Below are 23,393 nucleotides of genomic sequence, written 5' to 3'. Positions count from 1 at the left end.
CCGTGTTGCGGTTGAGGCCGCTGACCTGCGCGATCTGACTGGCCGTGAGATCGGCCGCGACGAGCCTGATGAAGGCCCGAAATTGGGCTTCAGAAAGTTTCGAACTTTTTGCGTAGCGATTCATAAGCCTTTTCATAGCATTGCGCCAGTTTTCTGGCTCTATGCTAGTCAAGACCCTCGGCGAAAATTCGGTACCAGTCGATTTTTCGCCGAAAAATCGTGGCGATTCGCATCAAAGGTTAACGGCTTCCCTCTCTCCCGCGCGTAGAGACGGAAGGAAGACGGAAAAAAGACGCAAGCAAGACCGCGTTTTCCCAGCGTTTTCTGCTGGTTAACCCCGCGCTCTCACACCAGAGTCGCGATGATCGCGCGCAGGGTCTCGATCCCCTCACCCTTCTCCGAGGAGGTCACGATGATCTCCGGATAGGCCGCCGGGTGCTTCTTCAGCGCATTCTGCACCTGGGCGATATTGGCCTCCCGCGTCTCGCGGTTGACCTTGTCGGCCTTGGTCATCACGACCTGGAAAGTCACGGCGGATTTGTCGAGAAGGGTCAGAATCTCTTCATCAACTTCCTTCACGCCATGCCGCGTGTCGATCAGCACAAAGGCCCGGCGCAACGTCTGCCGCCCGGCGAGATATTGCTTCAGCAAGGCCTGCCATTTCGCCACCACCGCCACCGGCGCCTCGGCATAGCCATAGCCCGGCAGGTCGACAAGATAGCGCGTCTCCCCCAGGGTGAAGAAGTTGATCTCCTGCGTCCGGCCCGGCGTGTTCGAGGCGCGGGCGAGGTTCTTGCGCCCGGTCAAGGCATTGATCAGGCTGGACTTCCCCACATTGGAGCGCCCGGCAAAGCAGACCTCCAGCCGGTCGGCCGGGGGCATATGCACCATGGCGACCACGCCTTTGAGGAAGTCAACCGGGCCCGCGAACAACAGCCGGCCCTTCTCGCTGGCCTCGAATTCCGGTTCTTCGGCGAGGGGGAAAGTCAGGCTCATTGCAGGCTCCATTCGTCGCCAAGGGCGACCGTTCCGCCCCGGATCACCCGGGCGAAAATTCCAAAATCCGTGTGGCCAAAGGCCTGGGTGAGGGCCGCAAGCGTCTCGCCCTCGACTTCGCCCGTGACGGGGTTGACGCAGGTGGCGCGACAGCGCCCGATGCGTTCTGTGACTTCCAGAACAGCATCCCCGATCGCCAAGTGCTTGCCAATCCAGTCAAATTCCCCCCAGGGCGCCAGCCCGTCGATCCAGAAATTCGCCCGCCAGCGGTGGATCGACAGATCCATCTCCATCCGCGCCGACAGATCGGCCAGCGAGGCAAGGTTCAGAATCGAGACCGTCGGATAATCGCTGTCCGTCATCCCGCCGTCAAAGCGCACGATCTTGACCGGCTGCGCCCGATCCTGCGGGATCAGCGGGCGCACCCAATCGATCAGGCGGGCGGCATCGCCCTCGTCATCGGGGTTCACCGACAGGGCGCCGATCTTCGGTTGCGACAGGTGAACCCGTTGAGAAGCCTCATCAAAACGCGCTTCCATCGCCATCAGTTGCGGCGATTTCACCCCGCGCAGGAAGCTGTTGCAGTTGTTCCAGCCCGGCGAGATCCGCGCCGCCTCATGAGCTACGGCCCAGCGGCGGTCCCAGGGCAAAGCCTCTCCTGCCGAAAGCGCAACGGACGCGAGAGCCTCGCGTCCGTGTGCCTTGATCGGGTGGCGGAAGATATGGGTCAACCGACCTGTCATTTTTTGCTCGGCGCCTTCGGACTGTTCGCCGCCACGGGTTTCGCCTTGGCGCGGATATTGCCGAATATGTCAGGCCTTTTGCCGTGGCTCCACATGATGATGTACTGCTGGGCAAAGGTGATCGTGTTGTTGGTGATCCAGTACAGCACCAGACCCGAAGCGAAACGGCCGAGCATGAACATGAAGATCCAGGGCATCCAGGCCATGATCTGCGCCTGCGCCGGGTCCGGGGGCGCCGGGTTCAGCTTCTGTTGCAGCCACATCGACACGCCCAGCAGGATCGGCAGCAGCCCGATGAACACCGTATGCAGCATGCTGGTCGCATCCGGCGCGCTCCACGGCAGGAGGCCGAAGAAGTTGAACAGGGTCGAGGTGTCAGGCATCGAGAGGTCTTTGATCCAGCCCACGAAGGGGGACTGGCGCAGCTCGATCGTGACGTAGATCACCTTGTAAAGGCTGAAGAAAATCGGGATCTGGATGAAGATCGGCAAACAGCCCGCCGCCGGATTGACCTTCTTTTCCTTGTACAGCGCCATCATGTCGCGCTGCAGCTTGGCCTTGTCGTCGCCGGCCTTGGCCTTCAACGCCTCCAGTTCGGGCTGCAATTCCTTCATCCGGGCCATCGAGACATAGCTCTTGTAAGCCAAGGGCAGGACCAGCAGCTTCAGGAAGAAGGTCAGGCTGATTATCGCGAGACCCATGTTGCCGATCAGGCGGTGCAGTTCGTGCAGCACAAAAAAGATCGGCTTGGTCAGGAAGAAGAACCAGCCCCAGTCGATCGAGTCGATGAAACCCGGTACGGCCTGCACGTCCGCACTTGCCTTGTAGCCGAAGAGGCGCAGCAGCAGGCCGGGGTCGTTTTCATAGGCGACGATGGTCTCCCATTCCTTGGCGCCGGCGAAGAACCGGGTCGAGGTCGTGGCCGAGGCGCCCGGGGCGATTGCCATGGTCGGCTGGCGGATCTCGGCCTGGTAGATGTCGGCGGTCGGCGTGTATTTTTCCACCGCGGTGAAGGGCTTGCCCTGATCGGGGATCAGGGTCGTCATCCAGTAGTGGTCGGTGAAGCCAAGCCAGCCGTCGCCCTTGCTTTCCATCTGCTTGCCGTTGACGCCTTCGAACGCGTCCAGCTTGGGCAGGTCGGAGTATTTCTGCTCGGTGATGCTGCCGTCGATGCGGCTGACCGGGCCTTCATGGACGACATAGACGCCTTCCAGCTTGGGCAGGCCGTGGCGCGCAATGATTCCATAGGGATAGACATGCGCCTCGGCGGTGCCGGCATTGCTGACGGTGTCGCTGATGGTGAACATGAAGTTCCCGTCGACCGAGATGGTGCGGGTAAAGGTCAGGCCCTTGCTGTTGGTCCAGGTCAAGGTCACCGGCGTGGTCGGGGTCAGCGTCTCGCCCGCGGGTGCCGTCCACAGCGTCTTGGAGCCGGGGACATCGGCCTCGTCGGTGCCTTGACCGGCGCCAAAGCCGAAAACGGCGTAATAGGGTTTGGCGGTGCCGACTGAAGACAGCAGCTTGACGGTGGGCGAGCTCGGGTCGACCGTCTCGTGATAGGTTTTCAGCGACAGATCGTCGATCCGACCGCCCAGCAGCGAGATGCTGCCGGTGAGTTTGGGCGTATCCACCGTCAAACGCGGCGCCTGAGGTTCGGGCGTCGCAGTCAAAGCGGGCGAGGTGGAGGCCGCGGGCGGCGTGACGGCCGTCGCCGTCTCGGGCGGCAGGGCGGTCAGGGTCGGCGTCTCTTTCGGGAACCAACTGGGGAAGAGCATGGGGCCGGCGACAAACCAGATCACGATGACCAGGGCCGAAAGCACCGTTGCGAGGAGAAGGTTCTTGTTCTGATCGTCCATGGGGACTGCCGCCGTTCTTGAGCTGAATCAGGCGACGTTCAACGACAGGGGGGGCAAAAGGTCAAGCGGTTTCGCCGTAAACCAAGGGGCTGGGCGGGACTCCTGTGCCGCGAGGGGGCAAAAGCGGGGATCATCCGGGCCTTGCCGCGGGCTTGCCTGTGCCCGATGCCTCAGCGGGCACGGTTGCCGATGCGTGGCGCGCCGGATTGACGGGCGACGTGGCGCGCCATCCAGTCGAGCGTCTCATCCACCGGCATCGGGCGGGCGATGCCGAAGCCCTGCACATGGTTGCAGCCAAGCTGGCCCAGCATCGCATGTTCGCCGGGGGTTTCCACGCCTTCGGCCAGGGTCTCCATCCCCAGCCGTTCGGCCATCGACAGGATCGCCGAGACGACCTTCTGCTGTTCGCGGTCCTCGTCCAGTTTGGTCACGAAGCTGCGGTCGATCTTGATGCGCCGCACCGAGAAGCGGCGGATCGAGGTGATGGAGGCATGGCCGGTGCCGAAATCGTCAAGATCCACGCCGCAGCCCATCTGGGCCACCGCGGCAATGTTGGAGACGATCACGTCATTTTCGGTATCGGCCACCACGGTTTCGAGGATTTCGACGGTCAGCCGGTCGGTGGTCAGGTTGAAGCGGTCCAGCTCCCACTTGAGCTTGCTGGCGAGGCCCGGGCTGCGCAATTCGGATTTGGAGAAGTTGACCGCAACCGTCGGCACCTTGTAACCCGCCTTGTCCCAGCGGGTCAGCGCCATCAGGGCGTTGTAGACCATGACCTCGCTCAACCGGGTGGACAGGCCGCAATTCTCGATCGCGGGCAGGAAATCGGCGGGCGAGATCAGGCCGCGGGTCGGGTGATGCCAGCGCGCCAGCGCCTCGAAGCCGGAGATGGCGCCGGTGTCGGTCGAGATTTGCGGTTGGAAATGGGCGCGGATCTGGCCTTCGTCCAGCGCAATTTCCAGATCCTCGCGCAGCGCGTCGCGGTCGGCGCGGGTGCGGGTCATATCCGGCGCATAGGCCCGGATCGCCCCGGGTCCATTGCGCAACGCCTCGTCCGCGGCAACCTGGGCCGCGTCCAGCAGGCCCGCCCCCGTCGCGTCCGGCGCCCGTTCGCCCAGGCAAAAGCCAATCGAGGCGGTCACATAGATCCGCGCGCCATTCAGGCTGATCGGCGCGGTCAGGGCCGATTGCAGGCGCGCGGCGAGCTGGATCGTGCTTTCGAGGTCGAGCCGCCGCCCCGGGCTGACGGCGACGGCGAAACCGCCGCCCTCCAGCCGGGCCACCACGTCGCCAGTGCGCAGGGCCGCGCAGAGGCGTTCGGCACAGCGGGTCAGAATCTCGGTCTGGGCCGATCGGCCGTGCTGATCGACCAATTCGGTCATCCCGTCGAACTGCACCACCACACAGGCCGTGTTCAGCCCGGTGATCGGCGCATCGCGCAGGATCTTTTCAAGAATGGCCACCATCTGCGTGCGCAGGGCCAGCCCGCTGAGCGCGTCCGGCAGCAGCGCCTGTGGCCCGGCACTGAAGCCGCAAGCCCCGGCGATCGTGAACAGTAAGGGCGCGCCGAGGGCCGTCAGGATCAGCACCCTTTCCCCGCCCAGCCAGAAGGCCGCAAGGGTCACCGCCGGGACAAAAACCATAAGCTCGGGGCGGCGGAACTGTCCTGCAAGCCACCTGAGCCCCCTGAAAGCTTGAGAGACGGCATGAGTCCGGTCGCGAACGGTCATGGGATGGGCTCCTCTGCGAGCGCGGATGGCAGTCCGCGTCCGAGCCAACCTAGAAGCCGATTACGAAGCGTTCCTTAATCCACATCCCGAAGTTGCGGAGGATTTTCCCCAATTTCTTCAGTATTCCGCAGCAATCCGGCGAAATCGAACAGGCCGGGGTCGGCCAGATGCGAGGGGCGCACGTTCATCAACGAGCGGAACATGATCTGGCGGCGGCCGGGGGTGCGGGTCTCCCATTCGTCCAGCAGCTTCTTGACCTGGGCGCGCTGCAGGCCTTCCTGGCTGCCGCAGAGGTCGCAGGGGATGATCGGATAGTTCATCGCCCGGGCGAATTTCTCGCAATCGGCCTCGGAAACGAAGGACAGCGGGCGATAGAGAAACAGGTCGCCCTCCTCGTTCAAGAGCTTGGGCGGCATCGAAGCCAGCCTGCCGCCGTGGAACAGGTTCATGAAGAAAGTCTCAAGGATATCATCGCGGTGATGGCCCAGGACCACGGCGGAGCAACCCTCCTCGCGGGCCACGCGGTAGAGATTCCCCCGCCGCAGGCGCGAGCACAAGGAGCACATCGTGCCGCCCGGTTTGATCTTGGAGGTGACGACGGAATAGGTGTCCTGATACTCGATCCGGTGCGGCACGCCCATCCGGGTCAGAAACTCCGGCAGGACAGTGGCGGGAAAGCCGGGCTGGCCCTGATCGAGGTTGCAGGCCAGCAGGTCCACCGGCAGCAGGCCACGCCATTTCAGCTCGGTCAGCACCGCCAGAAGGGTGTAGCTGTCCTTGCCGCCCGAAAGACACACCAGCCAGCGCGCGCCGCGTTCGATCATGCCATAGGTGTCGATGGCCGAGCGAACCTCGCGCACGAGGCGTTTGCGCAGCTTGCGAAATTCGGTCGATTGCGGGGCGCCAAAGAACAGCGGATGGATCTCGGCGCCATCCGGGCCGGCGGCATCGTCGAAATCGGTTTCATCATCCAGCATGTTGCACCTCTTTGGGCCAGCCTATGCCAGAAAGGCGGGTCGTTGGCCAGACTCCGTGCCGCTCAGGCCCCGCCGTTCAACCCCTGCCGTTCAGGCTCTGCCGCGCGAGGGGCGGGGCGTGCCGAGCCTCGGGTGCAGCTTGCCCGCCACGGTGAAGGCCAGACCCATCAGCGCCCCGGTCGCGGTGAAGATGGCGGCGGTCGGCCCCACGGCCAGCACGGCCCAGGCCATGCCGGGTGTGACAACCGAGGAGACGTCGCGGAAACTGGAATAGATCGCCGACATCTCGGTCCGCTCCGAGGGTTTGACGCTCATCAGGAACGGCAGGCCACCGACCACATCCAGCGTCACCAGCATGGTCGAGGCCAGCATCAGGGCCGCCACCGCGAGCCAGGGCAGCGGGGCCACCAGGCTCGCCAGGAAGAACAGGCCGCCGCAGATCGCAAAGGCGCGCCGGACCGAGATCCGCACCGAGGAGCGCCGGGCGAATTTCAACAGCGCCGGGGCGAGGAACAAGAGCGCGTTCGATACCGAAAGGGCGGTGCCGCCGACATTGGGCCCGAGGCCCTGCTCGATGCAGAAATAGGGCAGGTAGACGACATAGACCCACCAGCCGGTCGAGCGGATGACGGCAAAGCTCCACCCGGCGATCAGCCTCGGCTGGGCGAAGAAGCGGCCGAGGTAGGCCAGCGGGTTGATCGTCGGCCCCCTGGCGCGCGAGATGGCCTTGCCATTGCCCAGCCGCAGCACCCAGAAGGCGATGACCAGTGCCAGGGCAAAGCAGCCCGCCATCAGGAAAGGCGCCGGCCGCCAGACCGAATGCAGCCAGACCCCCAGCATCGGCCCGACCGCCCAGGGTGTGGCCGCAAAGAACATCTGCAAGCTTTGCCCACGGCCCAGATTCTCGCGCTCGACATAGTCCAGCACATAGGCGTTGAAGCAGACGAAGGTGGTCGCCGTGGCCATCGCATTGGCCATCAGGGACAGGGTGACCGACAGGGGCGTGCCGACGAAGGCCAAAGCCATGCCGAGGAAGTACAGAAGACAGCCGCCGGTATACATCCAGCGCCGCGGCACGACCCGGGTGAACCAGGGCACCATGAGCCCCCAGGTCATCGAGATCAGGCCGACGATGAAATAGGCCTTGGAGGAGCCCACCGTGGACCCCATCGCATCGCGCACCACCAGCGGCATGACCGAGATGAGCGAGCCCCTGACACAGGCCTCAAGCCCCGCCAGAAGGGCAAAGTTCCAAAGCGCGGGGGTGCGGGGCAGGGGGAAATGATCGGCGGCCATGGCTATCGAAACCACGCGCGCGCCGCCCCGTCTGGCCTTGATGCGACGGGTTGAGTCGGTCCGCGACGGAATAATGGGCGAAGGCTGCGGGACTTTGCCTTTTGGGCGGGCTTTCTCGCAACGACTTGGCGGGGGGTCAGCCGCCCGGTTTGGCCAGTTGGGCAAGAAGGCGGCTGCGGGCCTCGGGCAGGGGGGCGTCGGGCAGCGCGCGGGTCAGGAAATGACCGGTCACCGCCAGCCCCTCGGCCACCTCGGCGGCGGTGCCGTCGTGCAGGCTGAGGATGCGGGGCAGGGGCAGCAGCCGCGGCGCCCAGTCGGCGGCGGCCGCGCGCGACACCGCCCGCCCGGTGCGCGGCGAGATGAAGGCGAGGTCCTGAGTGGCGCCGGTCACCGCACAGCTGGACAGGTCGAGGCCGTAGCCCATCTCCTCCAGCAAAGCGACCTCCCACAGAAGAAAGGCGACCTGCCAGTCTACCCCGGCCTCCATCCGGTCCAGAAGGCGGATGGTCTGGTCGTAAAACCCGGGGTGGCTGGCGCGTTCGGGCAGGGCCGCATGGAGAAGGGCACAGACCGCGTTCAGGGCATCGAGGGCGGCGCGGTCGGCCCAGAGGGCGGCGCGGGCGTGCAGGGGTTCGGCCTTGAAGTGGCCCAGATGCTCATCCAGCCGCGCCTGCCAGACCAGGGCCAGCTGGGCGCCGGGCTGCAGCACCCCGGCCATCCGGCGCGAAGCTCCGCCCCGGACGATGCCCAGATGCCGGCCGTGGCTGGCCGTGAAAACCTCGATGATCGCCGAGCTTTCGCCGTGCAGCCGCACGGAAAGAAGCGCGCCCTCGTCCCGCCATTCCATAAGGGGGAGTATCGCCGGGCCGCGGGGCGGGCGCAAGAAATCCGTTGACCGGAGGCTTTGGCCAAGGATCATGGCCCCATGCGCCGCGCTTTCGCCCTTTTGATTGTCGCCCTCGCCCTGGGCGGGTTGTTCTGGCAATTCGAGATCAATGCCGCCAAGCCGGGCCTGTCGGGCGTCGGGATCCGGCTTTGGCTGATGCTGCGGTATTTCACCAACTTTGCGAACCTTCTGGTGGCTGTCACGCTCGGGTTTCACCTGGGGCGGAATTGGCAGGCCACGGCGACGCTGGCGATCGTGATGGTGGGGCTGGTCTATCACTTTGTCCTCGCCCTGCCGCAGCCCATGCCGGCGCCGCATTGGTATCCGGATTTCCTGCTGCATCGGGCGGTGCCGGTGCTGACCCTGGTCTGGTGGCTGATCTGGGGCGCGGGAGGGCTGCGGCTGCGGGCGCTGCCCTTGTGGCTGCTGCCGCCGGTGCTTTACGGGCCCTATGCCCTCATCAGGGGGGCGGCGACCGGGATCTATCCTTATCCGTTCCTCGATCTGTCGAAGCTGTCCGGGGCGCAGGTTGCGGTCAATCTGGGCGGCATCCTGCTTGGCTTTGCCCTCGGCGGGGTGGTGATTTGGGGGATCGGGATCAGTCGGAGAGGCCGTCTTCCTCCAGAAGGGTGCGGCCCTGGCGGTCTTCGAGTTCGATGACCCAGAGGTCGCGGTCGCGGGCTTTCTGGCGGGTGAGGTGGGCGTCGACCTCGACCTCGGGGCCTTCGGTCAGGAGGATCCAGATCCGGGCGTCGGCGGCGAGGTCGAAGCTGCGTTGAAAGGCGCGGGCCTGGCCGTTCAGGGTGGCGACCTTGACGATGACGGCGCCGGCGGTTGTGTCGCCTTTTTGCGTCACATAGGCCGGGATATCGGCCAGCCTCAGGCGGTTGAGATAGGCCGAGACCCAGATGCCGCTGGCCAGACGAAAGCCCATTTTAGCCCCCTTTTGCACGCGATTGCACGCGTGCAAGGTTTGTCAAATCATTGAACCATAACGGAAATAAAAACTCCGTTAGGGTTTCGTTTACGATTTCACCGCCCCGTGCACGCCCTATTTCGGCGCGTTGCCGTCTTTGAAATCGAGGCCCATCTCGGTGTAGCGCTCGGGCTCTTCCAGCCAGTTCGGGCGGACCTTCACCTCAAGGAACAGATGGACCGTGCGGCCGAGGAAGGCGGAGATTTCGGCGCGGGCGGCGATGCCGATGGCCTTGATCGTCTCGCCCTTGTTGCCGAGGATGATGCCCTTGTGACCGTCGCGGGCGACATAGATGATCTGGCTGATCTTGGCGGAGCCGTCGGGCTGATCCTCCCAGTTTTCGGTCTCGACCGTCAGCTGGTAGGGCAGTTCCTCGTGCAGGCGCAGGGTCAGTTTCTCGCGCGTCATCTCGGCGGCGATCTGGCGTTCGGGCAGGTCGGCGATCTGGTCTTCGGGGTAGAACCAGTGGCCTTCCGGCACGGTTTCGGCGAGCCAGGTCTTCAGCTTGTCGACGCCGTGGCCGCGCTCGGCCGAGATCATGAAGGTGGTCGTGAAGGGGAAGAGGGTGTTGGCCTCTTCGGCGAGCTGCAACAGCGTCTCGGCCTTGACCTTGTCGATCTTGTTGATCGCCAAAGCGACCTGCCCGCCCGAGGGGAAGCGGTCTTTCAAGCCGTCGATGATGGCCTTGGCGCCCTCGGTCAGGCCACGGTGCGCCTCGATCAGCAGGACGATCACATCGGCATCGGCGGCACCGCCCCAGGCGGCAGCGACCATCGAGCGGTCGAGGCGGCGGCGCGGGCGGAAGATGCCGGGCGTGTCGACGAAGACGATCTGGCTGGCGTCCTGCATCGCCACACCGCGAATCCGGGTGCGGGTGGTCTGGACCTTGTGCGTCACGATCGAGACCTTGGCCCCGACCATCTTGTTCAGCAGCGTCGATTTCCCGGCATTCGGCTCGCCGATCAGGGCGACGAAGCCCGCCCGGTGCGGTGCATTGTCGGCTTTGACTTCGTCGGTCATCTCTTACCCTCTATCCGCGCGAGCAGGGCCCGCGCTGCCATTTGTTCGGCCTGCCGCTTTGATCCGGCGCGGGCCTCTTCGGTTTTGCCATCGGCCAGCGTCACCCGGACGGTGAAGATCGGCTGATGGTCCGGCCCTTCGCGGGCCGCTTCGGTATAGCTCGGCGGCGCCATGCCACGGCCTTGCGCCCATTCCTGCAGGCTGGTCTTGGCGTCACGTGCATCCGCCTCGACCGCATTGATGCGCTTGCCCCAGAGCTGCAGGATCAGGCTGCGGGCGGCGTCAAAACCGGCGTCGAGGTAGACGGCGGCAATCACCGCCTCCATCGCATCGCCCAGAAGCGCCTCTTTGCGGCGGCCACCGGAGATCATCTCGGACCTTCCGAGTTTCAGGACCTCGCCCAGACCATGCTCGCGGGCGACGTCGGCGCAGGTCTCCTTGCGGACGAGCGCGTTGAAGCGCGGGGCCAGTTGCCCCTCGGCGGCGGCGGTGTCGGCGGAGAGGAGCGCCTCGGCCATGACGAGACCCAGCACGCGGTCGCCCAGAAATTCAAGGCGCTGGTTGTCGGCCCTGGTGGACGACGACATCGAGGCATGGGTCAGCGCCTGGATCAGCAGGGAAGGCTCGCGGAAGGCATAGCCGATGCGCTTGGAAAAGATCTGCAGGTCGGTCGAAAGCTTCACAGCCATGCGGCGGCGCCTGTGTCAGGGGTGGGGCTGAAAACGATCCAGCCCCGCTTGCGCGAGGCTGTACCGAAGAACCGCAGTATAGGGGGCGAAAAGGCCTCTGTCATGCGCGGGTCACTGGATCGCTTTGAAGTAGCGGTCCGAGCGCCAGGTCCAGAACTGGAACAGCGAGGAGCCGGCGGAGGAGAACATGATCCGATCGGCGCGGCCGATCAGATATTCGGCCGGAACGAAACCCACGCCGCCGACGCTCTGGCTGTAGCGGCTGTCCATCGAGTTGTCGCGGTTGTCGCCCATGAAGAAATAGCTGCCGGCGGGGACGGTGAAGACATCGGTGTTGTCGGCATCGCCGTTGGTGTCGATGTTCAACACGTCATGCTTGACGCCATTCGGCAGAGTCTCGATCGAACGGATCTTCTCGCAGGTGCCGCCCTCGCCCACCGGGGCGTTGGAGCAGCGCGGCGTGCCGCCCATCGAGCCCTGCTTCTCGTAGACCTCCTGGAAGACGCCATCGGGCACCTGGGGGGCCACTTCGCCGTTGATGTAGAGAAGGCCGTCCTTCATCTGGATCTTGTCGCCGGGCAGGCCGATCAGACGCTTGATGTAATCCTCGCCATTGACCGGGTGGCGGAAGACCACCACGTCGCCGCGCTGCGGATCGCCCGACAGGAGCGGGAGTTTGATGCGGCCCGAGATCGGGCAGGCGGCCATCGGGCAGGAGTATTTCGAATAGCCGTAGGCCATCTTGTTCACAAAGAGGAAGTCGCCGATCAGCAGCGTGTCCTTCATGGATTCGGAAGGAATCCAGAAGGGTTGCAGCAGGAGCGTGCGGAACAGGCCCGCGATCAGAAGCGCATAGACGACGGTCTTGATGGTTTCGACGATGCCGCCGTCGGACTTGTCCTTGGATGCCATGAAAGGGGCTTTCCTCATTGGTTCGGAGGCTAGATGCGCGGGAAGGCCCGGCGAGTCAAGGCAAAGGGGCCGTGCCGGGGGATGCCGGCGGTCAACTTGGTGCGAACTCGGGCGGGATGGGGGCCGGTTGGGCGAGCGGCAGCGCCTCGATCACGACGAAGGCCTGGGCCCAGGGGTGGTCGTCGGTGAGGGTGAGGTGCAGGACGGCGTGGTGGCCGGGCGGGGTCATGGCGGTCAGGCGGTCGGCGGCCCAGCCGGTCAGGTGCAGCGTGGGCTGGCCGGTCCAGAGATTGCCCACCGCCATGTCGCGCCAGGCGATCCCCATCCTGAGGCCGGTGCCAAGCGCCTTGGAGCAGGCCTCCTTCGCCGCCCAGCGTTTGGCATAGGTGGCGGCCACATTGCGCGGGCGGCTGTCGGCCTTGGCCTGTTCGACGGGGGTGAAGACCCGGTTGAGGAAGCGCGGGCCGAAACGGGCGATGGTGCCCTCGATCCGCTCGATATTCGCGAGGTCCGCACCGATGCCGAGGATCATGCCGTCTTGCCCTGTCTGTTGGGGGTTTCCCCCACGGTCGGAGCGCAACCTAGGGGCGCCGGGCGGCGCTGTCCAGCAGAAGCGGGGCGGGTTTCGGAGCCAGATGCCGGGTCAGGTTCTGCGCGATGTTCCGCGCAACGCCGGGCGGAACGCCGCGTGCAACTTGGGTTGCAGACCCCCTGAGGCGGAGGCTCCTCAGCCTTTGGCGCATGGTGCTGCGCTGCGGCAGACGGTTAGTGAGCCCCGGGCATCCAGGCCCGTACCAAGCATGGACATCAAGATGACGAAGCTTTCCACCACGATGACCCGAATTGCCGCTGCGACGCTTCTGGCCTTCGGCGGCACGGCCTTTGCCGCGCAGGCCGCGGTCGTGAAAGTCACGCTCTGGGACAAGGGGCCGGACTCGGCCACGCCGGATGACGCGCATCCGATGGGCCTCGGCAGCCCCGGGGCCGCTGCGGCCATGAAGATGGCGATGGTCGGCGTGAAGGCCGATGCCCAGACCGTCAAGGCCGGCAAGGTGACCTTCGAGGTGACCAATGCCTCCAAGGACATCGTGCACGAGATGATCCTTTCGCCGCTGCCCGCCGGGGGCAAGCCGCTGCCCTATCTCGCCGACCAGCTGAAGGTGGACGAGGACGCCGCAGGGCACCTCGGCGAGGTCTCCGAGCTTGACCCGGGCAAGTCGGGGGCGCTGACGGTCGATCTGAAGCCGGGCAAATACATCCTGTTCTGCAACATCCCGGCGCATTTCATGAATGGCATGTGGACCGAGATCACCGTCGACTAGGCAAACGCCCGGGCAGAGCCGCCGCGCGGTCCGAAACTTGCGGCAAATCATCCCGCCGTCATGACTTGCATCATGGCGGCGGTTTCTGTTCGGGCGCCTGATGGGGCAGGGCAAATTCGCCCGAGACCGACAAGGACCAAAGAGATGAAACATTCAGCACGTTTGACGATTGCGACCCTGGGCCTGTTTCTCGGCTTGCCGGTGACGGCCGCCTTTGCCGATGCGACGATCAAGGTCTCGCTCTGGGACAAGGGGCCGGATTCCATGGTGATGGACGACGCCCATATGAAGCGGATGGGCATGATGGACATGAAGATGGCCAGCATGGGGATGATGGGGATCACGCTCGACAAGACCTCGGTGGCGGCGGGCAAGGTGACCTTCGATGCCACCAATGACAGCAAGGATATCATCCACGAGATGATCGTCTCGCCGGTGCCGGAGGGGGCGACGGAACTGCCCTATCTGAAGGACGAGAACCGCGTCGATGAGGAGAAGGCCGGCCATCTGGGCGAGGTGGCCGAGCTTGACCCTGGCAAGAGCGGCAGCCTGACGGTGGAGCTGAAGCCGGGCAAATACATCGTCTACTGCAACATCCCGGGCCATTTCATCGACGGCATGTGGACGATCCTGACCGTCACCGAATAGCGCGCGGCCCGGGCCAGCGACGATTTTTCGCCGAAAAATCGTGCCCCCTGCTGCCGGGTGGCGCAGGGGGGCGATGTTGCGGGTGGAGGATGCTGCGCGTGACCAGATAGCGCACGGCTTTGGCCAGGGACGATTTTTCGCCGAAAAATCGGGGCTTGCCGCCGGCGGAGGGGGCGATTTTTCTGCGAAAAATCGGGTCTTTGGCCGATTGAGGGCTTGGGGTCAGGTCGCGCTGCGGGCCTGGTCCATGCGGTGGCGCATCTCGGCGATAGCATCCTCGAGGCCAAGGAAAATCGCCTCGCCGATCAGGAAATGGCCGATGTTGAGCTCCATCACCTCAGGGATCGCGGCGATCGGGGACACGTTGTCATAGGTCAGGCCATGGCCGGCATGGACCTCGAGCCCGAGGGAATGGGCGAGGGCGGCGCCGGCTTTCAGGGCCTGCAGCTCGGCCTCGGCCTCAGCCAGTTTACCTTCGGCGTGGAGGTCGGAATAAAGGCCGGTGTGCAGTTCGACCACGGCGGCGCCGATGCGGGCCGAGGCTTCGATCTGGTTCGCGGCATGGCCAATGAACATCGACACCCGGGCGCCGGCATCGCGCAGCGGGGCGATGAAGGCCTTCAGACGCGCCTCGTCGCCTGCGACGTCGAGGCCACCTTCGGTGGTGCGCTCGGTCCGCTTTTCGGGGACGAGGCAGACGGCATGGGGACGGGTGGCCAGCACGATGGCCTGCATCTCCTCGGTCGCGGCGCATTCGAAGTTCAGGGGGATGCCGAGACCGGCTTTCAGCGCGGCCATGTCGCTGTCGCGGATGTGGCGGCGGTCTTCGCGCAAATGCGCCGTGATGCCATCGGCGCCGGCAGCCTCGGCCAGGAGGGCCGCGCGCAGCGGGTCGGGCCAGACGGTGCCGCGCGCGTTGCGCACGGTGGCCACATGGTCGATGTTCACGCCAAGGCGCAGTTTTCCAAGCGAAGTCATGGCGTCTCCCCTTTGTCCTTGGCGCTTACTTAGACCGGATCGGGCGCGCAAGGAAAGGGCGCTTTGCAGGTTTTACGGCGTGGCGTCAGGGTCCTGCGGCGGCTGCGGGCGGCGCAGGGCGGCGCGTTGCTGCCTGCGGCGGCGGGAGAGCGTCTGGTAGGCGGTCAGCACCGGCACCGTCACCCAGGCCAGCAGCGCCGAAGTGGCGATGCCCGGCAGGATCGAGCCCAGAAGATAGGGCCAGTAGATCCGGTGCCAGAACAGGATCAGCCCGTCCCAATGCGCGGTGTCGGCGGTGAAGATCGCGCGGAAATTGTGCCAGAGATCGGCCCCCGCTGCGGCAAAGGCGGAAAAGACGCCGTTGATGCTGATCCCCTCGGGCGTGCCGAGCATCCAGTGGCCGAGGTTGAGCGAGACCAGCGCGATCAGCGGCGTGGTGACCGGGTTCGACAGGAGCGTGGCCAGAATCGCCGCCAGGATATTGCCGCGCAGGGCCCAGGCGAAGGCGGCGGCGGCGATGATCTGGAAGCCGAAGATCGGCGGGAAATTGACGAAAGTCCCGGCAAAGACCCCGCGCGCGATGCGGTGCGGCGGGTCGGGCAGGCGGCGCAGCCGGTGCCAGAGATAGCGGCCGCTCCGCTTGAAGCCGCCTTTGGGATAAACCTGTTCCTTGGACCATTCGGTCCAGGTCTGGGGGGTGCGGCGTTTGAACATATCTGCCCCCTTTCGAGCCAAGGTGTTGGAATGGCAGCGCTATGGCTTGCGCGCGACATTCCTGATGCGCGCAACCTGTGCCACATCGGTCTCCGCTTCAAGGGCGGTCATCACCATATGAAGGTGTTCGACATCCCGGAGGTCAACATCTATCTGCAATCTGTAAAAGTCCGGTTTCCGTTCTGTGAATTTCAGGTCGGAAATATTGGCTTTCTGATCGCCGATGACTGTGCAGATACGGCCCAGCACCCCGGCATCGTTCGAAATCGCCACGTCGAGCGAGACGGAATAGCTTGGCGCGTGGCGGCCCGATTCCCAGTGCAGGTCGACCCAGCGCGAGGGCTGCTCCTCCAGCTCCTCCAGCGCGCGGCAGTCGATGGCGTGGACGATGACGCCGCGGCCGGGGTAGGTGATGCCGACGATGCGCTCACCCGGGACCGGCTGGCAGCATTGCGCGCGTTTGAAGGTCTGGTCGGCGCCGAGGCCGATCACCGGGCGCTGGGCGTCCACCTCGTCGGCCTGCGAGGTCGAAAGTTCGGGGTAGAGGGTTTCCAGCACCTTGCGGGCGGTCAGTTCGGCGGAGCCGAGGCGGGCGAGAAGCTCGACCTCATCGGCCAGCCCGAGCATCTTGGCGGCGGTGCGCAGGGCCTTGTCGGTGGCCTTGCGGCCCACATGGTCAAAGGCGGCGCGGGCAAGTTCCTGACCCAGCTTGACAAAACGGCCGCGGTCTTCTTCGCGCAAGCTCCGCCGGATCGCAGCCTTGGCGCGGCCGGTGGTCACGATGTCGATCCAGGATGACTGCGGGCGCTGGCCTTCGGCGGTGATGATCTCGACCGACTGGCCGTTCTTCAGCCTTGTCCACAAGGGCACGCGGATGCCGTCGATCTTGGCGGAGACGCAGGAATTGCCGATCCTTGTGTGGATTGCATAGGCGTAATCGAGGGGCGTCGCGCCGCGCGGCAGCTGCACCACATCGCCCTTCGGCGAGAAGCAGAAGACCTGGTCGGAATACATCTCGAGCTTCACATTTTCGAGAAACTCGTCGTGGTCGCCTTCGTTGAACCGTTCGGTGAGGCCCGCGATCCATTTGGCGGGATCGACGGCGAAGGGGTTCTTGGCCCTGACACCCTCGCGGTAGGACCAGTGGGCGGCGACGCCCGCCTCGGCCACTTCGTGCATCTCGCGGGTGCGGATCTGCACCTCGACCCTTTTGCCGTCGCGGCCCGACACCGAGGTGTGGATCGAGCGGTAGCCGTTCGACTTCGGCTGGCTGATGTAATCCTTGAACCGGCCGGGCACGGCGCGCCAGCGCTGGTGGATGGCGCCGAGGATGCGGTAGCAGTCGCCCATGTTCAGGCAGATGATCCGAAAGCCGTAGATGTCCGACAGGCGCGAGAAGGCGAGGTCCTTCTCCTGCATCTTGCGCCAGATCGAATAGGGCTTCTTGGCGCGGCCATAGACATCGGCCTCGAGCTTTTCCCGCTCCAGCACGGTGCGGATGTCGGCGGTGATCTGGTGGACCACGTCGCCGCTTTCCTTCTGCAGGGTCAGGAAACGCCGGATGATCGAATTGCGCGCCTCGGGGTTCAGCACGCGGAAGCCGAGATCCTCAAGTTCCTCGCGCATCCACTGCATCCCCATGCGCCCGGCGAGGGGGGCATAGATATCCATGGTCTCGCGGCTTTTCTGGATCTGCTTTTCCGGGCTCATGCTTTTGATCGTCCGCATGTTGTGCAGACGGTCGGCGAGCTTGACCAGGATGACGCGCAGATCCTTGGACATCGCCATGAAGAGCTTGCGGAAGTTTTCCGCCTGCTCGCTCTGGCCGGAGGACAGTTGCAGGTTGGTCAGCTTGGTGACGCCATCGACCAGCTCGGCGACCTCGTGGCCAAACAGGCGCTCGACCTCGGTATAGGTGCTTTTGGTGTCTTCGATCGTGTCGTGCAGAAGTGCTGTGACGATGGTGGCGTCATCGAGGTTCTGCTCGGTCAGGATGGCGGCGACCGCGACCGGATGGGTGAAATAGGGCTCGCCCGACTTGCGGAACTGGCCCTCGTGCATTTTTAGCCCATAGGCATAGGCCTGCCGGATCAGGGCGGAGTTCGTGCGCGGATTGTAGTTGCGGACGAGGGCGATCAGGTCGTCGACGTCGATCATCCCCGTCCTGCCTTTCTGACCCTGAGGGGTCAGGGTTCTGCTTAGTTGTCGCCTTGCGCTTCCATCAGCGCACGCAGCAGCTTTTCTTCGGACATGTCGTCCTGCATCGGGCGGTCAATCTCACCCGACATCAGAAGCGCCATCTGATCGTCTTCCGGCTCGTCGACCTCGATCTGGGTCTGGTAGCTTTCGATCATCCGTTCGCGCAAGACCGAAGCGATCTGCGTTTCGTCCGCGATCTCGCGCAAGGCGACGACCGGGTTCTTGTCGTTGTCACGGTCCACCGTGGCCGGAGAGCCGGACTGGATCTCGCGCGCCCGATGGGCGGCCAGCATCACCAGTTCGAACCGGTTCGGAACCTTGTCAACGCAATCTTCAACCGTCACGCGGGCCATGGATGCTCCAATAGTTGGGGGCTCGGGAAGGGACTATCTAGTCCCGTGAAAATCTCTTGACAAGCGGCAAATTGGTCGCATGGCCCGGTTAGAGCCGACGAACCGCCGCAATATCGTGCAATGGCAGGGCCTGGAGCAGTTCGGTCACGGTCTTTTGCAGCATCGGGTGGCGCCAATCGGGGGCGACATCGGCCAGGGGGACCAGCACGAAGGCGCGGTCCTGCAGGCGCGGATGGGGGAGAATCAGATGCTCCGGTGCGGTGCGGATCTGGTCTTCGGGGGGAAGGTCACGCCAATGTGTCCAGGTTGCAGGGTCAGGCGAGATTTCGCCGTCGACCGCGATCAGATCCAGATCGAGCGTGCGCCCGCCCCAGCGCCGGGCCTGCGGCGCGCTGCGGTCGCGGCCGAAGGCGGCCTCGATCCGGTGCAGGGCGGCAAGGATCTGCGGCGGCGTCAGATCGGTGGCCAAGAGGGCCGCAGCATTGACATAATCCGGCCCGGCCCCTGCGGGGAAGCAGGGGGTGGCATAGAAGTGGCTGGCCCTGCGCAGGGTCAATCCCTCAAGGTCCAGTGCCGCGAGAGCCGCCTTCAGAATGTTAACGGAATCTTGTCCATTCCATGGCAGATTACCGCCGAGGGCGATCAACACACCTGTATATCGTTGCGTCATTTCGCGGTACACTTTCGTATAGGGATACTTGTGAGGACTTATCCCGGCTGATAGCTCAATGCTACAGCCCGGGGGCAAATGCAAAGGGCTGGAACGATTATCGCTTTCGCTGCATTTTTAGGATGGGCGAAAGGACTGAAGGGGAAAATTGATGTTTTACAAAGACGAGCGTCTTGCGCTGTTCATTGATGGTTCGAACCTTTACGCCGCTGCCAAAGCACTTGGATTTGACATCGACTACAAGCTTCTCCGTCAGGAATTCATGCGCCGAGGAAGGCTCCTGCGGGCGTTCTACTACACCGCCCTGCTGGAAAACGACGATTACTCGCCGATCCGTCCCTTGGTGGATTGGCTGAACTACAACGGCTTCACCATGGTGACGAAGCCGGCCAAGGAATATACCGACAGCCAGGGCCGCCGTAAGGTCAAAGGCAATATGGATATCGAACTGACGGTGGATGCGATGGAACTCGCGCCCCGCGTCGATCATATCGTGCTGTTCTCCGGCGACGGCGATTTCCGCCCGCTGGTGGAAAGCCTGCAACGGCAGGGTGTGCGGGTTTCGGTGGTTTCGACCATCCGCAGCCAACCGCCGATGATTGCCGATGAATTGCGCCGTCAGGCCGACAATTTCATCGAACTGGACGAGCTGCGCGATGTCATCGGCCGCCCGCCCCGCGAACCGCGCCAGATGGAGCGTGAGGATATCTCGATCGAAGCCAAGTAAGGCTTTGATCTTGGCAGCAGACCATGAAGGGCCGGATCGGGTGACTGATCCGGCCCTTGTTTCTTCGGCCCCCCGCGATTTTGACGGCGGCCTTCTGGCGCGCTGGCACTTCACCCTGACCGCGGCCGATGCCCTGGCCCTGTTGCGCCTGCGCCGCGAATGGCCGGATTGGGCCAAGATCGGCTTTGCTTTGGCCTGTCTCGCCGGGGGGGCGCTGTCTGGGCTTCTGGCGCCGGAGGGGCGGCTGTTCCCGGTGTTTCTGGCGGTCGAGGCGGGGCTGATCGCCCTGATCTTCCTTGGCCGCGACCTCTGGCGCCGGCTGCGGGCGCGGCGGATGGTGTCTGCGCCGATCCCTGGCGTGCTGGAGGAATGGATCGATTGCATCGCCGGAACCGAGATTTTCCGTGGTGAGGTGGCCTATCTCTCCCCCGAACTGATCGGCGAGGTGCTTTTGACGCCGACCCATCTGTTCATCCGCAATTATGAGACCGCCATCGTGGTGCCGCGCACCGCTTTCACCGATGCGGCGGAGGCCGAGGCTTTGGCCGCCCATCTGCAGGAACTGGCGCGCGGGCCCTATTACTTTGACGCACCGGACTAGACGCGCCGCAGGCTTGGCATTAGGTCTGGCCATCATGACCCAGGACCTGACCCTCTACCTCGCCGCCCCGCGCGGCTTTTGCGCCGGCGTTGACCGGGCGATCAAGATCGTCGAGCTGGCGCTGCAGAAATGGGGCGCGCCGGTCTATGTGCGCCACGAGATCGTGCATAACAAATTCGTCGTCGACGCCCTGCGCGAGAAGGGTGCGGTCTTTGTCGAGGAGCTGGACGATTGCCCCACCGATCGTCCGGTGATCTTCTCGGCCCATGGTGTGCCGAAATCGGTGCCTTTGGCGGCAGAAGCGCGGGCGATGATTGCGGTGGATGCGACCTGTCCCCTGGTGACCAAGGTCCATAACGAGGCGGCGCGGCATTCGGAGAACGGCTTGCAGATGGTGATGATCGGCCATGCCGGCCATCCCGAAACCATTGGCACCATGGGACAATTGCCCGAGGGTGAGGTTCTGCTGGTCGAAACGCCTCAGGATGTGGCGGGGCTTCAGGTCCGCGATCCGGCGAAGCTCGCCTATATCACCCAGACCACGCTGTCGGTCGATGACACCGCTGGCATCGTCGCGGCCCTGCAGGCGCGGTTTCCGCTGATTGCGGCGCCGCACAAGGAAGACATCTGCTACGCCACCACCAACCGCCAGGCGGCGGTCAAGGCGATTGCGGGCAAGATTGATGCTTTGCTGGTGATCGGGGCGCCGAACTCGTCAAACTCCAAGCGGCTGGTCGAGGTAGGCAAGGCGGCGGGCTGCGCCTATTCGCAATTGGTGCAGCGCGCGGCGGATATCGACTGGCGCGCGCTTTCGGGTATCCGCTCGGTGGGGGTGACGGCCGGCGCCTCGGCCCCGGAAGAGCTGGTCAACGAGGTGATCGACGCCTTCCGCGCCCGCTATGCGGTGACGGTGGAAGTGGTTGAAACCGCGACCGAAAACATCGAATTCAAAGTCCCCCGGCTGCTGAGGGAGCCCGCCTGATGCCCGATCTTTTCGCCTATACCGACGGGGCCTGTTCGGGCAACCCGGGCCCCGGCGGCTGGGGTGTCCTCATGTTGGCGCGCGAGGGTGGCCAGGTGATCAAGGAGCGCACGCTGTCGGGCGGCGAGGCGCAGACCACCAACAACCGGATGGAATTGCTTGCCGCCATCTCGGCGCTGGAGGCGCTGACCAAGCCGGTCGAGATTACCATCATCACCGACAGCGCCTATGTGAAGAACGGCATCACCGAGTGGATGGACAACTGGAAGCGCAAGGGCTGGCGCACGGCGGGCGGCCCGCCGGTCAAGAATGTCGATCTGTGGCAAAGGCTTGATGCGGCGCGGCTGGCCCACAAGGTGACCTGGCGCTGGATCAAGGGCCATGCTGGCCATGCCGAGAACGAGCGGGCCGACGAGTTGGCCCGCGCCGGGATGGCGCCCTTCAAGAAGGGCTGATCAGATCCAGTCGAGGTTGATCTTGCCGCTGGGCTGATGGTCGGCAATCGCCAGACGCAAAGCCTTGTAACGCTCGCGCAGGTCCTGGAACTTGCGCTCATGGGTTTCGGCGACGAGGCCGCGGATGTTCTCGAACAGGTTCTCGCGGTCCATCACTTCAAGGATTTCCAGCTCGGCACCCTCGATATCCATCTTCACAAAAGCGATCTGGCCGCGTTTGGCCACCTCGTCGCGGACAAGGCCGGGGAAGTCGATCAGGGGCACCTCGACCGAATTTCCCGCATCCACCCCGCGCCCGCCGGCCAGGATGGAGCTTTTGACCGAAGCCTGCGCCTCGTTGTCGTCGAAATTGGCGCCGCGCATCAGGGTGACCGTGCCGGAGCCGACGCCGACCGCCGCATGGACCAGCCGCACATTGGCACGGCCTTCAAATCGGGCGATGAGCTTGGCGAAGGTCACCGGGTCGGGCTCAAAGGCCACGACATCGGCGCCGGTGGCGGCGAGAACCTCGGTCACCTCGCCCTTGTTGGCGCCCAGATCGAAGACCAGATCACCGGGGCGAAGCAGGGTCGTGATGCCCTTCATGTAGCCCTCGGCCCAGGCCTTGCGCAGGTCGCGCTTGGCACGGCGGACCATCTTCTGCGCCTTTTTCTCGGCGGCGGATTTGGGTTCGGCCGGGCTGTCGACCTCGGCCTCGGGCAGAGGGTCGGCGGCGCTCTGGTCCATCATTCTTCCAGAGCCTTGCTCGGGTCGATGCCGACCTGCTCGCACATCCGCGCGGCATAAGAGCCGGGCAGCGGCGGGTTCTTGCGCCACCAGGGCTTGGTGCCGTTGGTGTAGAGATGGACCGAGAGGGTGTTGTCGGTGAAGTGGCCCTCGACCCGACCATAGGGGTCGTAAAAGACGTCGTTCAACTGGAAGGGCACCGGATACAGGTAATCCGGCGTCAGGGCCTTTTCGTAATCGCCGGTCTGCTGGGCGAAATAGGTGAAGGCCTGCGGGCCGAAGGCGGTGCGCTCGGCATTGTAGATCCGCACGGCGAGCGGCAGTTTCGGGTCCTGCTTTTCGATCTTCTTGCGCTGGTGCTTGGAGAACCACGGCGGCGCATCGGGCAGGTTGAAGTAGTAATCCAACAGGCGGCCCATCAGCTCGCCGTCTTTCGGGATATAGACCACGCCGCAGTTCAGGGCGCCGCGCATGCCGTGGCCGGCGTAGATGTTCTGCATCTCGTCCGGGAAGGGCTTGTGGCAGAAGGCGTCGCAGTCGATCCAGACCGCATCGGTGGCCTGGATCATCTTGTAGCGGAAGACGTTGGAGAGGAAGCTTTCCGAGGTTTGCGCCACGATCTCGCGGTCGATCGTCATGATCTCGGAGGCGGGTTTGACGATGACGCCGTCGGGGACGTTGCTGACCGTATCGGTGCAGTAAAGGGTGGTCGGATGGCCCTGCTGCACATGGCTGAGCAGGCACAACTGGTTGAGGTAATGCAGCTTTTCGCCGATCCAAAGCGAGGCGACGGGGCGGCGGACTTCAGTGCTCATCAGGAACCTCAAAGAAATGTCTGGTTTTCCGGCACAATGCCGGAGGGGTTGCGTTCTGTCCAGCGATGGACCGATTCAGCCCCGCTGGCGGAATGTGTTGCCCAACTGCGGGCATATCGCGG

Annotated in this window: 26 protein-coding genes and 1 pseudogene; 7 read left to right on the top strand and 20 right to left on the bottom strand. The window is 64.4% G+C overall.

Annotated elements, in window-relative coordinates:
• From AC1DVR_RS18995 to recO, 8 genes and pseudogenes are all read right to left on the bottom strand, one after another.
• A pseudogene (locus AC1DVR_RS18995) lies at positions 1-124 on the bottom strand (IS1595-like element ISTne1 family transposase); the annotation flags it as partial.
• A 221-nt stretch (positions 125-345) separates the two neighbouring features.
• A complete protein-coding gene (gene yihA / locus AC1DVR_RS18990; RefSeq protein ID WP_478002178.1) occupies positions 346-996 on the bottom strand; it encodes a ribosome biogenesis GTP-binding protein YihA/YsxC in 651 nt (216 codons plus the stop codon).
• Positions 993-1,739: an MOSC domain-containing protein gene (locus tag AC1DVR_RS18985; RefSeq protein ID WP_478002177.1), complete on the bottom strand. Its 747-nt coding sequence runs from the start codon at positions 1,737-1,739 to the stop codon at positions 993-995. The genes yihA and AC1DVR_RS18985 overlap by 4 nt, the downstream gene beginning before the upstream one ends.
• Positions 1,736-3,595 carry a membrane protein insertase YidC gene (gene yidC / locus AC1DVR_RS18980; RefSeq protein WP_478002176.1) on the bottom strand — a complete coding sequence of 620 codons (1,860 nt, stop codon included), beginning with the start codon at positions 3,593-3,595 and terminating at the stop codon, positions 1,736-1,738. The genes AC1DVR_RS18985 and yidC overlap by 4 nt, the downstream gene beginning before the upstream one ends.
• A gap of 170 nt (positions 3,596-3,765) precedes the next feature.
• Complete coding sequence (locus AC1DVR_RS18975; protein ID WP_478002175.1) at positions 3,766-5,325, bottom strand: putative bifunctional diguanylate cyclase/phosphodiesterase; 1,560 nt, start codon at positions 5,323-5,325, stop codon at positions 3,766-3,768.
• 74 nt (positions 5,326-5,399) lie between these two features.
• Positions 5,400-6,302: a tRNA 2-thiocytidine(32) synthetase TtcA gene (gene ttcA, locus AC1DVR_RS18970; RefSeq protein ID WP_478002174.1), complete on the bottom strand. Its 903-nt coding sequence runs from the start codon at positions 6,300-6,302 to the stop codon at positions 5,400-5,402.
• A 90-nt stretch (positions 6,303-6,392) separates the two neighbouring features.
• On the bottom strand, positions 6,393-7,613 hold the full coding sequence (locus AC1DVR_RS18965) for an MFS transporter (protein ID WP_478002173.1): 1,221 nt from the start codon (positions 7,611-7,613) through the stop codon (positions 6,393-6,395).
• 121 nt (positions 7,614-7,734) lie between these two features.
• On the bottom strand, positions 7,735-8,445 hold the full coding sequence (gene recO / locus AC1DVR_RS18960; RefSeq protein ID WP_478002172.1) for a DNA repair protein RecO: 711 nt from the start codon (positions 8,443-8,445) through the stop codon (positions 7,735-7,737).
• 78 nt (positions 8,446-8,523) lie between these two features.
• On the opposite strand from recO, the gene AC1DVR_RS18955 reads away from it, so the two are divergent.
• On the top strand, positions 8,524-9,144 hold the full coding sequence (locus AC1DVR_RS18955; RefSeq protein ID WP_478002171.1) for a Pr6Pr family membrane protein: 621 nt from the start codon (positions 8,524-8,526) through the stop codon (positions 9,142-9,144).
• Here AC1DVR_RS18955 and AC1DVR_RS18950 read toward each other — a convergent pair.
• The 5 genes from AC1DVR_RS18950 to acpS all read right to left on the bottom strand — a co-directional run bounded on the left by AC1DVR_RS18950 (position 9,083) and on the right by acpS (position 12,613).
• Entirely contained in the window at positions 9,083-9,418 is a 336-nt protein-coding gene (locus AC1DVR_RS18950) for a DUF1491 family protein (RefSeq protein WP_478002170.1), read from the bottom strand. The genes AC1DVR_RS18955 and AC1DVR_RS18950 overlap by 62 nt on opposite strands.
• Positions 9,419-9,535: 117 nt before the next feature.
• Positions 9,536-10,480, bottom strand: a complete 945-nt coding sequence (gene era / locus AC1DVR_RS18945) for a GTPase Era (RefSeq protein WP_478002169.1) — start codon at positions 10,478-10,480, stop codon at positions 9,536-9,538.
• Positions 10,477-11,163: a ribonuclease III gene (gene rnc / locus AC1DVR_RS18940; RefSeq protein WP_478002179.1), complete on the bottom strand. Its 687-nt coding sequence runs from the start codon at positions 11,161-11,163 to the stop codon at positions 10,477-10,479. Before rnc ends, era begins: the two co-directional genes overlap by 4 nt.
• 117 nt (positions 11,164-11,280) lie before the next feature.
• Positions 11,281-12,081: a signal peptidase I gene (gene lepB / locus AC1DVR_RS18935; RefSeq protein WP_478002168.1), complete on the bottom strand. Its 801-nt coding sequence runs from the start codon at positions 12,079-12,081 to the stop codon at positions 11,281-11,283.
• Between the two features lie 91 nt (positions 12,082-12,172).
• Entirely contained in the window at positions 12,173-12,613 is a 441-nt protein-coding gene (gene acpS, locus AC1DVR_RS18930) for a holo-ACP synthase (protein WP_478002167.1), read from the bottom strand.
• Between the two features lie 280 nt (positions 12,614-12,893).
• On the opposite strand from acpS, the gene AC1DVR_RS18925 reads away from it, so the two are divergent.
• Together AC1DVR_RS18925 and AC1DVR_RS18920 are read left to right on the top strand one after the other, a co-directional pair.
• The gene (locus AC1DVR_RS18925) at positions 12,894-13,403 is read left to right on the top strand and encodes a plastocyanin/azurin family copper-binding protein (protein WP_478002166.1); all 510 of its coding nucleotides are present in this window, start codon (positions 12,894-12,896) and stop codon (positions 13,401-13,403) included.
• Positions 13,404-13,547: 144 nt separating this feature from the next.
• The gene (locus tag AC1DVR_RS18920) at positions 13,548-14,051 is read left to right on the top strand and encodes a hypothetical protein (protein ID WP_478002165.1); all 504 of its coding nucleotides are present in this window, start codon (positions 13,548-13,550) and stop codon (positions 14,049-14,051) included.
• Positions 14,052-14,273: 222 nt separating this feature from the next.
• Here the strand turns inward: AC1DVR_RS18920 and AC1DVR_RS18915 are convergent, their stop codons facing one another.
• The 5 genes from AC1DVR_RS18915 to folK form a co-directional block, all read right to left on the bottom strand.
• Positions 14,274-15,029 carry a pyridoxine 5'-phosphate synthase gene (locus AC1DVR_RS18915; protein ID WP_478002164.1) on the bottom strand — a complete coding sequence of 252 codons (756 nt, stop codon included), beginning with the start codon at positions 15,027-15,029 and terminating at the stop codon, positions 14,274-14,276.
• A 72-nt stretch (positions 15,030-15,101) separates the two neighbouring features.
• The gene (locus tag AC1DVR_RS18910) at positions 15,102-15,743 is read right to left on the bottom strand and encodes a DUF2062 domain-containing protein (RefSeq protein WP_478002163.1); all 642 of its coding nucleotides are present in this window, start codon (positions 15,741-15,743) and stop codon (positions 15,102-15,104) included.
• Positions 15,744-15,782: 39 nt separating this feature from the next.
• Complete coding sequence (locus AC1DVR_RS18905) at positions 15,783-17,900, bottom strand: RelA/SpoT family protein (protein WP_478002162.1); 2,118 nt, start codon at positions 17,898-17,900, stop codon at positions 15,783-15,785.
• 41 nt (positions 17,901-17,941) lie between these two features.
• Positions 17,942-18,295, bottom strand: a complete 354-nt coding sequence (gene rpoZ / locus AC1DVR_RS18900; protein WP_478002161.1) for a DNA-directed RNA polymerase subunit omega — start codon at positions 18,293-18,295, stop codon at positions 17,942-17,944.
• An 88-nt stretch (positions 18,296-18,383) separates the two neighbouring features.
• Entirely contained in the window at positions 18,384-18,965 is a 582-nt protein-coding gene (gene folK, locus AC1DVR_RS18895) for a 2-amino-4-hydroxy-6-hydroxymethyldihydropteridine diphosphokinase (RefSeq protein ID WP_478002160.1), read from the bottom strand.
• A 151-nt stretch (positions 18,966-19,116) separates the two neighbouring features.
• Between folK and AC1DVR_RS18890 the strand changes: the two genes are divergently transcribed.
• The 4 genes from AC1DVR_RS18890 to rnhA are packed head-to-tail and all read left to right on the top strand — an operon-like array spanning position 19,117 to position 21,730.
• The gene (locus tag AC1DVR_RS18890; RefSeq protein ID WP_478002159.1) at positions 19,117-19,692 is read left to right on the top strand and encodes a LabA-like NYN domain-containing protein; all 576 of its coding nucleotides are present in this window, start codon (positions 19,117-19,119) and stop codon (positions 19,690-19,692) included.
• A 40-nt stretch (positions 19,693-19,732) separates the two neighbouring features.
• Entirely contained in the window at positions 19,733-20,293 is a 561-nt protein-coding gene (locus tag AC1DVR_RS18885) for a hypothetical protein (protein ID WP_478002158.1), read from the top strand.
• Positions 20,294-20,327: 34 nt separating this feature from the next.
• Positions 20,328-21,275 carry a 4-hydroxy-3-methylbut-2-enyl diphosphate reductase gene (gene ispH, locus AC1DVR_RS18880; RefSeq protein WP_478002157.1) on the top strand — a complete coding sequence of 316 codons (948 nt, stop codon included), beginning with the start codon at positions 20,328-20,330 and terminating at the stop codon, positions 21,273-21,275.
• Entirely contained in the window at positions 21,275-21,730 is a 456-nt protein-coding gene (gene rnhA / locus AC1DVR_RS18875; RefSeq protein WP_478002156.1) for a ribonuclease HI, read from the top strand. Before ispH ends, rnhA begins: the two co-directional genes overlap by 1 nt.
• On the opposite strand, the gene AC1DVR_RS18870 is transcribed toward rnhA, so the two are convergent.
• The gene (locus AC1DVR_RS18870) at positions 21,731-22,456 is read right to left on the bottom strand and encodes an FkbM family methyltransferase (protein WP_478002155.1); all 726 of its coding nucleotides are present in this window, start codon (positions 22,454-22,456) and stop codon (positions 21,731-21,733) included.
• Positions 22,456-23,271 (bottom strand): hypothetical protein, encoded by an 816-nt coding sequence (locus tag AC1DVR_RS18865; RefSeq protein ID WP_478002154.1) that lies wholly within the window; start codon positions 23,269-23,271, stop codon positions 22,456-22,458. The genes AC1DVR_RS18870 and AC1DVR_RS18865 overlap by 1 nt, the downstream gene beginning before the upstream one ends.
• Positions 23,272-23,393 lie beyond the last annotated feature (122 nt).

The organism is Rhodobacter sp. P2_H5, assembly GCF_056403335.1.
Note: the sequence above shows the minus strand (reverse complement) of the source record. Positions and strands in the feature narration are given on the sequence as shown.